The 14502-nt window shown below is 62.1% G+C and carries 15 protein-coding genes; 4 read left to right on the top strand and 11 right to left on the bottom strand.

Annotated features, from left to right (window positions below):
• Positions 1 to 175 precede the first annotated feature (175 nt).
• Genes M2401_RS17510 through M2401_RS17475 form a run of 8 tightly spaced genes read right to left on the bottom strand, consistent with a single transcriptional unit; the run spans position 176 to position 8146 of the window.
• Complete coding sequence (locus M2401_RS17510) at positions 176 to 1189, bottom strand: septal ring lytic transglycosylase RlpA family protein (RefSeq protein WP_259104697.1); 1014 nt, start codon at positions 1187 to 1189, stop codon at positions 176 to 178.
• Positions 1189 to 2190: a lytic murein transglycosylase B gene (mltB, locus tag M2401_RS17505; RefSeq protein WP_409033949.1), complete on the bottom strand. Its 1002-nt coding sequence runs from the start codon at positions 2188 to 2190 to the stop codon at positions 1189 to 1191. The genes M2401_RS17510 and mltB overlap by 1 nt, the downstream gene beginning before the upstream one ends.
• A 26-nt stretch (positions 2191 to 2216) precedes the next feature.
• Complete coding sequence (rodA, locus tag M2401_RS17500; RefSeq protein ID WP_259104935.1) at positions 2217 to 3320, bottom strand: rod shape-determining protein RodA; 1104 nt, start codon at positions 3318 to 3320, stop codon at positions 2217 to 2219.
• A 31-nt stretch (positions 3321 to 3351) separates the two neighbouring features.
• On the bottom strand, positions 3352 to 5247 hold the full coding sequence (mrdA, locus tag M2401_RS17495) for a penicillin-binding protein 2 (protein ID WP_259104696.1): 1896 nt from the start codon (positions 5245 to 5247) through the stop codon (positions 3352 to 3354).
• A gap of 18 nt (positions 5248 to 5265) precedes the next feature.
• Positions 5266 to 5733 (bottom strand): 23S rRNA (pseudouridine(1915)-N(3))-methyltransferase RlmH, encoded by a 468-nt coding sequence (gene rlmH / locus M2401_RS17490; protein WP_259104695.1) that lies wholly within the window; start codon positions 5731 to 5733, stop codon positions 5266 to 5268.
• An 11-nt stretch (positions 5734 to 5744) separates the two neighbouring features.
• On the bottom strand, positions 5745 to 6137 hold the full coding sequence (rsfS, locus tag M2401_RS17485) for a ribosome silencing factor (RefSeq protein ID WP_081569285.1): 393 nt from the start codon (positions 6135 to 6137) through the stop codon (positions 5745 to 5747).
• Positions 6138 to 6195: 58 nt separating this feature from the next.
• Positions 6196 to 6906 (bottom strand): nicotinate-nucleotide adenylyltransferase, encoded by a 711-nt coding sequence (nadD, locus tag M2401_RS17480; RefSeq protein WP_259104694.1) that lies wholly within the window; start codon positions 6904 to 6906, stop codon positions 6196 to 6198.
• Positions 6872 to 8146, bottom strand: a complete 1275-nt coding sequence (locus M2401_RS17475) for a glutamate-5-semialdehyde dehydrogenase (RefSeq protein WP_259104693.1) — start codon at positions 8144 to 8146, stop codon at positions 6872 to 6874. The genes nadD and M2401_RS17475 overlap by 35 nt, the downstream gene beginning before the upstream one ends.
• A 180-nt stretch (positions 8147 to 8326) precedes the next feature.
• On the opposite strand from M2401_RS17475, the gene M2401_RS17470 reads away from it, so the two are divergent.
• Positions 8327 to 8998, top strand: coding sequence for a DNA-3-methyladenine glycosylase (locus tag M2401_RS17470; protein WP_259104692.1), 672 nt, complete (start codon positions 8327 to 8329; stop codon positions 8996 to 8998).
• A gap of 3 nt (positions 8999 to 9001) precedes the next feature.
• Complete coding sequence (locus M2401_RS17465; protein WP_259104691.1) at positions 9002 to 10330, top strand: bifunctional DedA family/phosphatase PAP2 family protein; 1329 nt, start codon at positions 9002 to 9004, stop codon at positions 10328 to 10330.
• On the opposite strand, the gene M2401_RS17460 is transcribed toward M2401_RS17465, so the two are convergent.
• From M2401_RS17460 to M2401_RS17450, 3 genes are read right to left on the bottom strand one after another with little or no spacing between them, the layout of a single operon-like run.
• Positions 10321 to 10920: an LON peptidase substrate-binding domain-containing protein gene (locus M2401_RS17460; protein WP_259104690.1), complete on the bottom strand. Its 600-nt coding sequence runs from the start codon at positions 10918 to 10920 to the stop codon at positions 10321 to 10323. The genes M2401_RS17465 and M2401_RS17460 overlap by 10 nt on opposite strands.
• A gap of 10 nt (positions 10921 to 10930) precedes the next feature.
• Positions 10931 to 11647 carry an LrgB family protein gene (locus M2401_RS17455; protein ID WP_259104689.1) on the bottom strand — a complete coding sequence of 239 codons (717 nt, stop codon included), beginning with the start codon at positions 11645 to 11647 and terminating at the stop codon, positions 10931 to 10933.
• The gene (locus M2401_RS17450; RefSeq protein WP_259104688.1) at positions 11637 to 11996 is read right to left on the bottom strand and encodes a CidA/LrgA family protein; all 360 of its coding nucleotides are present in this window, start codon (positions 11994 to 11996) and stop codon (positions 11637 to 11639) included. Before M2401_RS17450 ends, M2401_RS17455 begins: the two co-directional genes overlap by 11 nt.
• 178 nt (positions 11997 to 12174) lie before the next feature.
• On the opposite strand from M2401_RS17450, the gene M2401_RS17445 reads away from it, so the two are divergent.
• Positions 12175 to 12630, top strand: a complete 456-nt coding sequence (locus M2401_RS17445) for a MaoC family dehydratase (RefSeq protein ID WP_259104687.1) — start codon at positions 12175 to 12177, stop codon at positions 12628 to 12630.
• A 128-nt stretch (positions 12631 to 12758) separates the two neighbouring features.
• Positions 12759 to 14486, top strand: a complete 1728-nt coding sequence (locus M2401_RS17440; RefSeq protein WP_259104686.1) for a C13 family peptidase — start codon at positions 12759 to 12761, stop codon at positions 14484 to 14486.
• The last annotated feature ends 16 nt before the right edge of the window (positions 14487 to 14502 follow it).

Here is a 14502-nt window from a genome sequence, read left to right as displayed (position 1 = left end):
CGCGGGCAAAGCTGATCAGGTCGGTGAAAGCGTCGGCGCTCTCCGCGACCTGCGGCGCCAGGCTATTACCCCGGCTGACAAGACCCCCTGTTCGACAGGCGATCCTGTGAACAGTTGCCTGTGACGCTTGCTCTTATGGCAACTCATGTCGGACAGGCAACCGTAAAACCTTCAATTACTCCGCAGGAATCACGCTGGCCTGGCCCAGATTGGCCGACCGAACGCTGTTCTGCAGCTGCTGGGCTTCACCCGGCGTGCCGACTGGCCCCATCCGAACCCGGTAGAGCGTCTGCTGATTGCGTGCTATTGAACTCACGAATACTGGCGCTTGCACCATCGCGCTCAATTTCGACCTCAGGAGTTCCGCAGCGTCCGGATTGGCGAAAGCGCCCACCTGGACTAACAGACCAGATTGCGGTCCTGAAGCGTTTTTTTTTGCGTCGATCTGGATGGGTACGGCCGGTGCCGCGTGCTGTTGAGGCGGCGGCGTGTACTGCTCAATGGTGCCGGTCGAGGCGGTCAGGGCCGGCGCGGCAGCCTGGGCCGTGACTTGCGGCTGATCAACCAGTAGCGGCGCTGGCTGACCACGCTGGGCCCACCATTCCTGCGGATCGATCCCCTCGACCTTGACCCTTGCGGTGCCGATTTCGGCATAACCGAGTTTTTTCGCCGCGGCGTAGGATAGGTCGATGATGCGGTCGGAGTAGAACGGACCACGGTCGTTGACCCGCAGGATCACGCTGCGGTTGTTGTCCAGGTTGGTCACTCGCACATAACTGGGCAGCGGCAGGGTCTTGTGCGCCGCGCTCATGCCATACAGGTCATACACCTCGCCATTGGCGGTGTTCTGGCCATGAAACTTGGTGCCATACCAGGACGCCGTGCCCGAAGCCACGTAGCGCTTGGAGTCGCTCAGCGGGAAATAGGTCTTGCCCAGCACCGTATAGGGGTTGGCCTTGTACGGGCCGTTGTGCAGGGTTGGCGTGGCATCGGGGATACGCGAGACATCGACATCCCACCACGGCGCGCCGTCCTTGTGGGCACGGTTGATATCCAGGCCCGGTTTCGAGCGGATGGCATTACCCTGCTGCGGCGAACGACTGGTCGTGGAGGTGCAACTGACAACCAACAGACCCAATGCTGCGTAGGCCAAAACCTTGATTGATGTGCGAATCGACAATGATCGCATTACTTGACGCCCCGGGCTTGAACCAGCAAATCAGAGAGCTGATGCACGGCCATGGCGTACATCACGCTGCGGTTATATCGCGTAATCGCGTAGAAATTCTTCAGACCCATCCAGTATTCCGGGCCATTGTCGCCATCCAGGCGAAACGCGGTGACCGGCAGGTCGTCGCGCAGCGCATCATGACTCGCCCAGCCCAGGGCTCGCAACTCCCCAACGGTCTTTACTGGCTCGATACCGGGGCTCAGGCCCTCTTCGGCACGGTCGCCGCGTATGGTAGCGCGACTGACCACAGGTTCGCCCGCGACCCAGCCATGTTGCTTGAAATAGCTGGCAACGCTGCCGATGGCGTCATCGGGGTCGCTCCAGATATTAATGTGGCCATCGCCGTCGAAATCCACCGCATAGGCGCGAAAACTGCTCGGCATGAACTGCGGCAGGCCCATGGCACCAGCGTAGGAACCCTTGATGGTCAACGGATCGACCTGTTGCTCACGGGCCAGCAGCAGGAACTCGCGAAGCTCCTTGCGGAAGAAGTCGGCGCGCGGCGGATAGTCGAAGCTCAGGGTCGACAGCGCGTCCATCACCCGATAGTTGCCGGTATTGCGGCCGAAAAAGGTCTCGACACCGATAATCGCCACGATCACCTGGGCCGGAACGCCATATTCCTGCTCGGCACGGGCCAGGGCCGCCTCGTGCTGGCGCCAGAAGTCCACGCCGCGGGCAATCCGCGCACTGGTGAGGAACATCGGGCCGTAGTCCTTCCACGTCTTGACCCGCTCGGCAGGACGGGAGATCGCGTCGAGAATCGCCTGCTTGCGCTCGACCTCGCGGAACACATCAATCAGCTGTTCGCCGGCAAAGCCGTAGTCGCGGGTCATTTCACCGACGAACTGGGCCACCTTGGGCGAACCTTCGTATTCCCCGGCCGCTGCGTCCTGCGCAGGGCCAAGGATACCGACCAGGCCGACCAGAGGGGCAAACCGCGCCGCCCGGTTGAGCATTTCCCGCATTGAATTCTTCACCTTAATCAAACCTGTGCGATCCACTTACGATGTGTATGGATCGACATCAAAACCCCAAACGCTGACAGCAGTGTCACCAGCGAAGTTCCTCCATAACTAATGAAGGGCAAGGGCACGCCCACCACCGGCAGCAGGCCACTGACCATACCGATGTTGACGAAAACGTAAACAAAAAACGTCATGGTCAGGCTGCCGGCGAGCAATTTTCCGAACAGCGTCTGGGCCTGGGCGGTGATCATCAGGCCACGGCCTATCAGCATGACGTAGATCACCAGCAAGGCGCAGATGCCGACCAGACCGAACTCCTCGCCCAGTACCGCGATGATGAAGTCGGTGTGGCTTTCCGGCAGGAAGTCCAGGTGCGACTGGGTGCCCAGCAGCCAGCCCTTGCCGAAAACCCCGCCCGAACCGATGGCTGCCTTGGACTGGATGATGTTCCAGCCGGTGCCCAACGGGTCGCTCTCCGGGTCGAGGAAAGTCAGGATCCGTTGCTTCTGGTAGTCGTGCATGATGAAGAACCACATGCCCACGGCCACCGGCACCGCAGCGGCGATCACACTGATGATCCAGCGCCAGCGCAGGCCGGCCATGAACAGCACGAAGGTCCCCGAAGCGAGAATCAGCAGCGAAGTGCCCAGGTCGGGCTGACGCACAATCAGGATGAACGGCACGCCGATCAGCCCCAGGCTCAGCACTACGTGCTTGAGATGCGGCGGCAGGGTCCGCTTGGACAGGTACCAGGCAATGGTCGCCGGCATGATGATCTTGAGGAATTCCGAGGGCTGGAAGCGGATCACTCCGGGAATGTTGATCCAGCGCGTCGCGCCCATGGCGTTGTGACCCATTACGTCCACCACCACCAGCAACAGCACGCCGATCACATACAGGACCGGCACCCAGCGCGCCATGAAGCGCGGTTCGAGCTGGGCGATGGTGACCATTGCCACCAGACCGATACCGAACGAGCTGGCCTGCTTGATCAGCAGGTCCCAGTTCTTGCCGCTGGCCGAGTACAGGACGAACAGGCTGCCCGCCGCCAAAGTCAGCAGCAGGATCAACAGCGGGCCATCGAGATGGATGCGCTGCAGGAAAGTCGCGCGACGCCGCATCACGTCATCGCTGGAAAGGATGCGATCGAAATTACTCTTCACGGGCCGCAGCCTCCGGATTGGCAGAGCTGGCGTACTCAGGCTTGAGCAAGCCGTCCGGGCCCAGCAACCAGGCATCCATCACCTGGCGGACCACGGGTGCAGCGACGCCGGAACCGGCCTCGCCGTTCTCCAGCATCACTGCAACGACGATTTTCGGCGCATCGGCCGGGGCAAAGCCGACGAACAGGGCGTGGTCGCGATGACGTTCCTGAACCTTGGAACGGTCGTACTTCTCACCCTGCTTGATGGCCACGACCTGGGCTGTACCGCTCTTGCCGGCAATGCGATATTGCGCACCGATGGACGCCTTGCGCGCGGTGCCCCGGGCGCCGTGCATTACTTGCTGCATACCATGATTGACCTTGTCCCACGACGTCGGGTCGTGCAGCACCACGTTGGGCATCGGGTTCGGGTCAACCGGCGGCACACCGTCGATGGTCTTGGCCAGATGCGGCCGGTTCCAGATGCCCTTGTTGGCCACCAGCGTCGTGGCCTGGGCCAGTTGCAGCGGCGTGACCTGCATATAGCCCTGGCCGATCCCGAGGATCAGAGTTTCGCCGGGGAACCAGGCCTGGCGCCGGGTAATGCGCTTCCAGTCCCGCGACGGCATCAGCCCGGGGGACTCTTCGAACATATCCAGCGAGACCTTCTGGCCGATGCCGAACTTGTTCATGTAGTTGGCCAGACGGTCGATGCCCAGCTTGTGGGCCAGATCATAGAAGTAGGTGTCGTTGGACCGCATGATCGCGGTGTCCAGATCCACATAGCCATCGCCGGTGCGGTTCCAATTGCGATATTTGTGATCGTAGTTGGGCAGCATGTAGTAGCCGGGGTCGAACACCCGGGTCTGGGCCGTCACCACGCCGCTGTCCAGACCGGCAATCGCCACCACCGGCTTGATCGTCGAGCCGGGCGGATACAGGCCGCGCAGCACGCGGTTGAACAGTGGACGGTCGATGGAATCACGCAGTTCGGCGTAGGCTTTGAAGCTGATGCCGGTGACGAACAGGTTGGGGTCGAAGCTTGGCGCACTGACCATGGCCAGTACTTCGCCAGTGGCCGGATCCATGGCCACGATGGCACCACGCCGCCCGTCCAGCGCTTTCTCGGCGGCTTCCTGCAACTTGATGTCCAGGCTCAGCACGATGTCCTTGCCCGGCACCGGGTCGGTCCGTTTGAGCACCCGTAGCACGCGGCCACGGGCGTTGGTCTCGACTTCTTCGTAGCCGACCTGACCATGCAGCTCGTCTTCGTAGAAACGTTCGACACCGGTCTTGCCGATATGGTGGGTGCCGCTGTAATTGACCGGATCGAGACTTTTCAGCTCTTTCTCGGCAATTCGCCCCATATAGCCGACAGAATGCGCGAAATGCGCGCCTTGCGGGTAATGCCGAACCAATTGCGCCACCACCTCCACGCCGGGCAGGCGGAACTGGTTAACGGCGATGCGGGCGATTTGCTCCTCGGTCAGCTCGAACAGAATCGGCACCGGCTCGAATGGCCGACGCCCCTGCTTCATGCGCTTCTCGAAAATGATCCGGTCGTCCGGGGTCAGCTCCAGTACTTCAACGATGGTATCGAGAATCTGCGCCCAGTCGCCGGAACGCTCGCGGGTCATGCTCAGGCTGAAACTGGGCCGGTTATCCGCGATCACCACGCCGTTGCGGTCGTAGATCAGGCCACGGCTGGGCGGAATCGGCTGCACATGCACCCGATTGTTCTCCGACAGCGTGGAGTGATAGTCGTACTGAATGACCTGAAGGAAATACAGCCGCGCAATCAGCACGCAGACCAGCACCACCACGGCCACTGCACCGACCACGACCCGGCCGCGCACCAGACGGGCGTCTTTCTCATGGTCTTTTAGGCGGATCGGCTGAGACATTTCGGCGAGGTACGCAGGCTATTTGTGATAGGGGTGCCCGGACAGAACGGTCCAGGCACGATAGATCTGTTCGCCGATCAGAATGCGTACCAGCGGATGCGGCAGGGTCAGCGGCGACAACGACCAGCGCTGTTCACTGCGGGCACAGACTTCCGGCGCCAGCCCTTCGGGGCCGCCGACCATCAGGTTGACCGTACGCGAATCCAGGCGCCAGCGGTCGAGTTCCGCCGCCAGCTGCTCGGTGCTCCAGGGCTTGCCGTTGACTTCAAGCGTGACGATCCGCTCACCCGGTTGCACCTTGGCCAGCATGGCTTCGCCTTCCTGACGGATCAGGCGGGCCACGTCGGCGTTCTTGCCACGGGTATTGAGCGGAATTTCCACCAGGTCCAGCGCCAGCTCGGATGGCAGACGCTTGGCATATTCATGCCAGCCTTCTTCCACCCATTTGGGCATGCGGGAGCCGACGGCGATCAGACGCAGTCGCACGGTCGTATGCCTTATTCGTTACCAGGAGTGTGGTGCGCACCGCTGGCTGCACGGCTCTGCTCAGCACCCTGCCACAGGCGTTCCAGGTCGTAAAACTGACGTGCCGCAGCGGTCATCATGTGCACGATGACGTCGCCCAGGTCCAGCAGGACCCAGTCGCTTTCGCCCTTGCCTTCTTCGCCCAGAGGCTGTGCGCCCTTGGCTTTGACGTTCTCGCGGACCTTATCGAGCATCGCGTTGATCTGGCGATTCGAGGTACCGGTAGCGATGACCATGTAGTCGGTCAGGCTGTGCTTGTCCTTGACGTCGATGACCAGGATGTCCTGGGCCTTGACGTCTTCCAGGGCTGCTTTGGTCAGTTCAACCAGCTCTTCGCCGGAAACGGAGATTTTTTGCTTTGTCATATAAAACTCATTCAACTCATTTATGTGGAAAGCCTGAACGCTAGTCGAAAAAGCGTACTCAGGTCGTCCCATCAGTGTTCGGCGCACGGTACAGCCCGTGTGCATCGATGTAGGCCAGTACCGCGTCTGGCACCAGAAAACGTACCGACTTACCGCTGGCCAGCAGTTGGCGGATCTGGGTGGCAGACACCGAAAGCGGCGTCTGCCAGACGAATGTAATGTGTCCGCCCGGCCCTTTGAGGGCCTTCGGATCGCTGACGGCGCGCGCCGCCAGCAGGTTGCGCATGGCGTCGGGCGACTCGCTGTCGGCGTCCGGGCGCTGCAACACCACGATATGGCAGTGCTCCAGCAGGGCTTCCCAACGATGCCAGGTCGGCAGCCCGCAAAAGGCGTCCCAACCCAGCAACAGGAATAACTGGTCCTCTGCGGCCAACTCGGCCCGCATCGATTCCAGGGTGTCGATGGTGTACGACGGCTTGTCGCGAAGCAGTTCGCGATCATCCACCGTCAGCGGTGCAACCCCGGCGACTGCGCACTGGACCATCGCCAGACGGTCCTGCGCCGAAACGCTGGGGGTATCCCGATGAGGTGGCCGGGCGCTGGGCGTCAGGCGCAACTCATCGAGTTCAAGCAGGGCTGCCACTTCCAGCGCGCCCCGCAGGTGTCCGATATGCACCGGATCAAAGGTGCCACCGAGCATGCCAATGCGTCGGGGCTTTCCGGGCTCGCTCAAGTCAGGCTGGCTCCTGTCCGCGCAACTGCTGGCCATCGCCGATGACGATGTACTTCTCGCAGGTCAGGCCTTCGAGCCCTACCGGGCCGCGGGCGTGCAGCTTATCAGTAGAAATGCCGATCTCGGCACCCAGGCCGTATTCAAAACCGTCGGCAAAGCTGGTCGGGGCGTTGATCATCACCGAACTGGAGTCGACTTCAGCCATGAAACGGCGAGTCTGGGCCTGATGGTCGGAGACAATGGCGTCACTGTGGTGCGAACCATAGTGATTGATATGTTCGATAGCCTGGTCGAGACCGGTGACGATGCGGATCGACAGGATCGCGTCCAGGTACTCGGTGTGCCAGTCCTCTTCAGTCGCCGGGATCACATCGATGATGTCCCGGGTACGCTCGCAACCGCGTAGTTCGACGCCTTTTTCGCGGAACTGGGCGGCCATCTGCGGCAGGAAGTCCGGCGCGATGGTCTGGTCCACCAGCAGGGTCTCCATGGCCCCGCAGATACCGTAGCGGTAAGTCTTGGCGTTGAAGCAGATGCGCTGGGCGCTGCTCAGGTCGGCATGGGCGCTGACGTAAACGTGGCAGATACCGTCCAGGTGCTTGATCACCGGCACGCGGGCATCACGGCTGACGCGCTCGATCAGGCCCTTGCCGCCACGCGGGACGATAACGTCGACGTATTCGGGCATGGTGATCAGCGCGCCGACCGCCGCGCGATCGGTGGTCTCGACTACTTGCACCACCGCAGGCGGCAGGCCGGCGTCGGCCAGACCGCGCTCGATGCAGGCGGCGATGGCGCGATTGGAGTGAATCGCCTCGGAGCCGCCACGCAGGATAGTGGCGTTGCCCGACTTCAGGCACAGGCTCGCTGCATCAATGGTTACGTTCGGACGCGACTCATAGATGATCCCGACCACGCCCAGAGGCACGCGCATCTTGCCGACCTGGATACCGGAGGGCTGGAAATTCATGTCGCGGATCGAGCCGATCGGGTCCGGCAGGTTCGCCACCTGACGCAGCCCTTCGATCATCTTGTCGATGCGCACGGGGGTCAGGCTCAGGCGTTCCAGCATGGCCGCTTCAAGGCCATTGGCGCGACCGGCGGCCAAGTCCTGCTCGTTGGCGGCAGACAACTGCTCACGGGCTGCATCCAGGGCGGCAGCGGTGGCGAGCAGGGCGCGGTTTTTCTGCGCAGTGCTGGCACGGCCGATGACGCGGGAAGCCTCGCGGGCAGCACGGCCCAGACGGGTCATGTAGTCAAGAACGGACTCAGTCATGGTCTCAGAGGTCTTGGCAAAGAGGAAAGCGGCGGATTATAGCTGTCAAGCGTGACTAACGACAGCGCAGACAGGCGGATGGTCGAAACAACTTGTAAAAGCATGTCGCGGCGCGATTCAGCTGCAATTAAGACGACCCTTGGTAAGATCGCGATCCCGTCCGCCCAGGCAGCGCCCGCCATGCCCAACGCTCTCCCCGATGAGTTCTTCAACCGCGATGCCCAGATCCTTGCCCGGGGTCTGTTGGGCAAGATCATCCGGCATAAGGTCGGCGAGCTGTGGCTGTCGGCACGCATCATCGAAACCGAGGCCTATTACTGCGCCGAACGTGGCAGTCACGCCTCACTGGGCTATACCGAAAAACGCAGGGCGCTGTTTCTCGACGGCGGCCACATCTATATGTACTACTCCCGGGGAGGCGATTCGTTGAACTTCAGCGCCGAAGGACCGGGCAATGCCGTGCTGATCAAATCCGCCTACCCTTGGCTCGACGCCCTGTCAGATGCCAACAGCCTGGCGCAGATGCAACTGAACAACCCCGACGCCAGCGGCGCAATGCGTACGCCGCAACGCCTGTGTGCCGGCCAGACGCTGCTGTGCAAGGCCCTGGGCCTGAAGGTCCCGGACTGGGACGCCCGGCGCTTTGATCTGCAGCGACTGTACGTCGAGGATGTCGGGCTCATGCCGACAGCCATTATCCAGACCACCCGCCTGGGCATCCCCGCAGGCCGCGACGAACACCTGATGTACCGCTTCGTCGACGCCGACCACGCCGCCTTTTGTACGCGGAACCCGCTGCGGCGCGGTCAGGTCGAAGGTCGCGACTACTTTTTAACCGTTCAAGGAAACTGATCCATGGGGCCCTGGCTCGACAGCATCACCACCTGGCTGGCGGCCAACCCTTCGTGGCTATCCGTGGCGATTTTCCTGGTGTCCTTTACCGAATGCCTGGCGATTGCCGGGATCATCGTACCTGGCACCGTGGTGTTGTTCGCCGTGGCGGCGCTGGCGGGAAGTGGCGTGCTGCCATTGCAGGAAGTCCTGCTGCTGGGCTTCCTTGGCGGCCTGCTGGGTGACGGCGTGTCGTACTTTATCGGTCGCTATTTCCATCAGAATATCCGCCGCCTGCCCGGCCTTCGCCATCATCCGGAGTGGATCGGCGGCGCCGAGACCTACTTCCAGCGTTACGGTATTGCCAGCCTGCTGGTCGGGCGCTTTATCGGCCCGCTGCGGCCCATGCTGCCCATGGTCGCGGGCATGTTCGACATGCCGTTGCCACGCTTCATCGCCGTCAGCATCGTCGCGGCGGCTGGCTGGTCGATGGTCTACCTGATTCCCGGCTGGGCCGCCGGTGCGGCGGTACGCTTGCCACTGCCGGAGGGTTTCTGGCCGCAGACGGCAGTGGTCGCAGGCGGGTTGGCGGTGCTGCTGGGGCTGAGCATCCAGGCCAGCCTGCGCAATAAACGCTACGCCACGCCCTTGATTGCCCTGACCAGCCTGATTTTGCTGTTGGCGGTGTTTCTCGGCTGGCCGTACCTGCCGCAATTCGACCAGGGCCTGATGACTCTGGTGCAGGAACACCGCAGTGATGTCGCACAAACCTTCGTGGTGATCGTGACCCGCCTGGGCGATTTCAGGACTCAGTTCGCCGCCGGCGCCCTGCTGGTGGCGGCCCTGGCCATCGCCCGGCAGTGGCGCCATCTGCTGTTCGCCGCCGGCGCCACCGTAGGCGCGGCCCTGTGCAACGGCGCGATGAAAATGCTCTTCGCCCGCGCCCGCCCGGAAGTCCTGCTCGACCCGCTGACCACCTACAGCATGCCCAGCGGCCACTCTTCAGCGGCATTCGCGCTGTTCATGAGCCTGGCGGTACTGGCCGGACGCGGCCAACCGACGCGCCTGCGCCTGACCTGGCTGCTGCTGGGCTGCATTCCGGCAGCATCGATCGCCATGTCGCGGGTCTATCTGGGCGTGCATTGGCCGACTGATGTGCTGGCGGGGATGCTGCTGGCGTTCTTCACCTGCGCGACCAGCCTGGCCATCGTCCAGCGGCATACCTCACTGCCGGCGATGCCCATTCGGGTCTGGTGGCTGGTCCTGCCGCTGCTATTGGCGCTGTTCGCCATCTGCGGCGCGCTGGAACTGCCCCATGCGCTGGCGCGTTATCAATACGAGGCTCACGGCTGAAGGTCACCCTGCATCTCGTCGAGCAGGTCCTGAATGGCGTCGAGGCGCTCTTCAGGATCATCGATACCCAACAGGTCAACCTTGTCGTTCTCGTTGAACGGCAGCAGATAGGCCAGTTGATTGCTCAGGGACTGCTGGCCGCTGGCATTGAGACCCATATTCAGGGCAGCAACCATGGGGTGTTCGGCCAACGCAGTCAGCAACGCCAGCAGGTCGGCGTCTTCTTCCTGCAGTGGTTGTTCTGCGGGCTCTTCAAGCCACTGCACCTGAGCGATCAGCGACTTGTCGCGTTGCACCTCGGCGCTGTGCACACGAAAACGGCGGCCGCCCATGACCCGGATACCCAGCAGGCCGTTGTCCTGCTGCTGGAAGTCAGTGACCAAGGCTTCACAACCGATCTGCGAGAAGCCGGCAGGCAGTTCGCCCACTTCGCTGCCCTCGGTGATGCAGACCACGCCGAACCCTTCGCCCTGCTTCATGCAGCGGCCGATCATGTCCAGATAGCGCGCCTCGAACAATTGCAGATCGAGCACGCACCCCGGAAACAACACAGCATTGAGTGGAAACAGCGGCAAAAGCGGTAGCGTCATATTCAAACCCTTAAACAAGCAGAGACACGGTCAATGGCAGGAACAGCGCCGTTGCCACGCCCATCAGGCTCATCGCCAGGGCGGCAAAGGCGCCACACTCCTCACCTTCCTGCAAGGCCACGGAAGTGCCCACCGCGTGAGCGGTCAGGCCCAGCGCCATACCCCGCGCGGCATGGCTGTGCACACCGGCCCAGGTCAACAAGGCCGGGCCGAATATCGCGCCGATCACGCCAGTAATCAAGACGAACACCGCCGCCAGCGCTGCGACACCGCCCATCTGCTCGGCCACCAGCATGGCGATGGGCGACGTCACCGACTTGGGCGCCATGGTCATCAGGATCATGTGATTGGCCCCCAGCAGCCAGCCAATCAGCAGGCACAGGCCCGTGGCGAATACCCCACCCACCACCAGCGTAGTCAAAATGGGCCAGAACAGCTGCCGAATGCGCCGCAGATTCAGATAGAGCGGCACCGCCAAGGCTACCGTCGCCGGGCCCAGCAGAATGCCGAGGATTTCCGTGCTCTTACGGTATTCGGCGTAATCCAGCCCGCAGCTGACCAGCATGATGATCACCACCGACATCGAGGCCAGCACCGGCTGGAAAAACACCCAACGGGTTTTCTCGTAGCAGGCCATGGCCAATTGATAAGCGCCCAGGGTCAGAGCGATACCGAACAAAGGATGGTGAATCACCGACGCCCAGGCGCCCTGCCAGTCAAGATTCATGCTGCTGCGTCCGACGATCGATGAGTTTTTGCATGAGCCAGCCGACGAAGGTCAGGGAAATCACCAGGGACAGCACCAGCGAACCGGCGATGGCCCAGAAGTTTTCGGCGATGGCCGTGGCATAAATCATGATGCCCACCGCAGGCGGCACCAGCAGCAGCGGCAGATAACGCAGCAGGCTGCTTGCCGCGACGCTGACGGGCTCACTGACCTCGCCGCGCACCATCAGGTAGCCCAGCAGCAAGACCAGGCCAATGATCGGCCCCGGCAGAATCGACAAGAACAGGTGGTTCAGTGCAGTGCCCAGCAATTGGAACAGCACCAGCCAGGTCAGGCCCCGTAGCAGCATAAAAACAACTCCGACAAATTCGCGGCCCATTATAAGCACGGCTGCACACTGTCTATGGTTAGCCATTCGCATAGCCAAGCGACCTTGACCAACTGCCGTGCGCATGCTGATCTTGAGTATCGCCCGCACCGTTACGCAGGCGTCCCAATAAAAACAGACGCACCCCATGGAGAGATCAATGCCCTACGTACCTGCAGCAGCGCTCAAGGACTATATCGGCAAGGAACTGGGATGTTCCGAATGGCTGACCATCGATCAGGAACGCATCAACCTGTTTGCCGAGGCCACCGGCGACCATCAGTTCATCCACGTCGACCCGGTCAAGGCCGCACAGACGCCCTTTGGCGGCACCATCGCCCACGGTTTTCTGTCGCTGTCGCTGATTCCGCAACTGATGGAGAATCTGCTGGTTCTGCCCGAAGGTCTGAAAATGGTGGTCAATTACGGTCTGGACAGCGTGCGCTTCATCCAACCGGTGAAAGTCGACTCGCGCGTTCGTCTAAAAGTCGAACTGACCGAAGTCACCGAGAAAAAGCCCGGCCAATGGCTGCTCAAAGCCACTACAACACTGGAAATCGAAGGCCAGGACAAGCCTGCATTCATCGCTGAACCCCTGTCGTTGTGCTTCGTGTAACACCCTTAAAACACGAAACAGTCGGTTCTGACTGTTTCGTCCCTCTTCCCCGCTGCGGCATACTCCCCCCCGGCTGTGAATGAGCGACTGGCTCGATCACGCCTGAATTACTTTTTTCGGGATCCGACATGCGCGCGCTTGCTCCACTCGCTCTGACCCTTCTGATTGCTGCCTGTGGCAATGGCGAACCGCTATCGCCGCCTGACGCACGCCTGCCCGACGGCGGCCGCTATCGCGGTGACGTGGTCAATGGCCTGCTGCAAGGCAAGGGCCGGGTCGACTACCCCAACGGCAGCTGGTATGCCGGGCAGTTCCAGAATGGCCAATGGCATGGCCAGGGCGAGTGGCACGCGAGCAACGGTGACATCTACAAAGGCGGCTTCCTCAACGGCCTGTTCGACGGCCAGGGCACCCTGACCACCGGCACCGGCAGCTATGTCGGCGGCTTCAAGCAGGGTCGCCGCGATGGCGAAGGCACCCTCAAGGAACGCGGCCTGACCTACCGGGGCGCGTTCAAGGCCGACCAGTACGACGGCCTCGGTCGCCTCGAGCTCGAAGACGGCAGCCAGTATCAAGGTGTATTCGCCCACGGCAAGCCCAATGGCGAAGGCCAGCGCAGCGACGGCAGCGGCAATCAGTTCAGCGGCAAATTCGTCAACGGCCAGCTGGAAGGCAACGGCAACTTCAACAGCGCCGATGGCGACCAGTACGCTGGCGGTTTCCACAACAACCAGCTCAATGGCAAAGGCCGTTACGAAAACAGCGACGGCGACGTCTGGGTCGGCCAGTTCAAGGACGGCGCACTCAACGGCAAGGGCGAGCTGATCGGCGCCGATGGCAGCCATTACGTCGGCCAGTTCAACAACTGGCGTTATTCCGGCGAAGGCCGCCTGCAACTGGCCGATGGCAGCCTTTATATCGGCGAGTTCGACGACGATGCCTACGACGGCCAGGGCGTGCTGATCGGCGCTGACGGCAGCGTGCAAGGCGGCACCTGGGCCAATGGCCAGCGCGTGCGCGATGGCCTTGGCAAATTGCTCCCCGACCCGCTGGAAGAAGGCATCCTGGCCCAGGGCCCGCTGCTGGAAAAAGCCCTGGCCGCCGTCCCGGTGTCCACTCCGGCGGTCGAGCTATACAGCCTGGTCGTCGGTGGCGACGGCAAGCAGAGCGTGTTCATGCGCGAAGCAGACTACGTCAACAACCTGCTGGCCTCGCGCTTCGGCGCCACCGGCCAGATCACCCTGGTCAACCATCGCGATCACATGGGCGACCGACCCATGGCGACCCGCGAGAACATCAGCCGCGCCATCCAGACCCTGGCCATGCGCACCGGTCCGGAAGACCTGGTGTTCATCTACTTGACCAGCCACGGCACCCACGATCACCAACTGGTCCTTGACCAGCCGCGCCTGGAACTCGCCGACCTGCCCGCCGACGATCTGGCAGCGGTCATGGCCCCGCTGAAGAACCGCGACAAAGTCGTCGTGATCTCGGCCTGCTACTCCGGCGGTTTCATTCCAGCCCTCAAAGACGAACGCACCGCCGTGATCACCGCCTCGCGGGCCGACCGCGTGTCCTTCGGCTGCTCCGAGGAAGCGGACTTCACTTACTTTGGCGACGCACTATTCGCCAAGGCGCTGGTCGAAACAGATGACCTGCAACAAGCGTTCAATGAAGCCAGGGCCGAAGTGGCCAAGCGCGAGATCGCTGACAACTTTGAAGCGTCCGAACCGCAGATCTGGGCGCCCAAAGGGGTCATCGCGCACTGGCAGCTGCTGCGCAAAACCCAGGCGGAACGGGCCCTGAACACAACGACAATGGTGCGCAAGGAAGCGAAAACCACCGCAAGTCACTAAGGCGCCTAAGCTGTAA

It is taken from the genome of Pseudomonas sp. JUb42 (assembly GCF_024807945.1).
Taxonomy (GTDB): Bacteria; Pseudomonadota; Gammaproteobacteria; order Pseudomonadales; family Pseudomonadaceae; genus Aquipseudomonas.
Note: the sequence above shows the minus strand (reverse complement) of the source record. Positions and strands in the feature narration are given on the sequence as shown.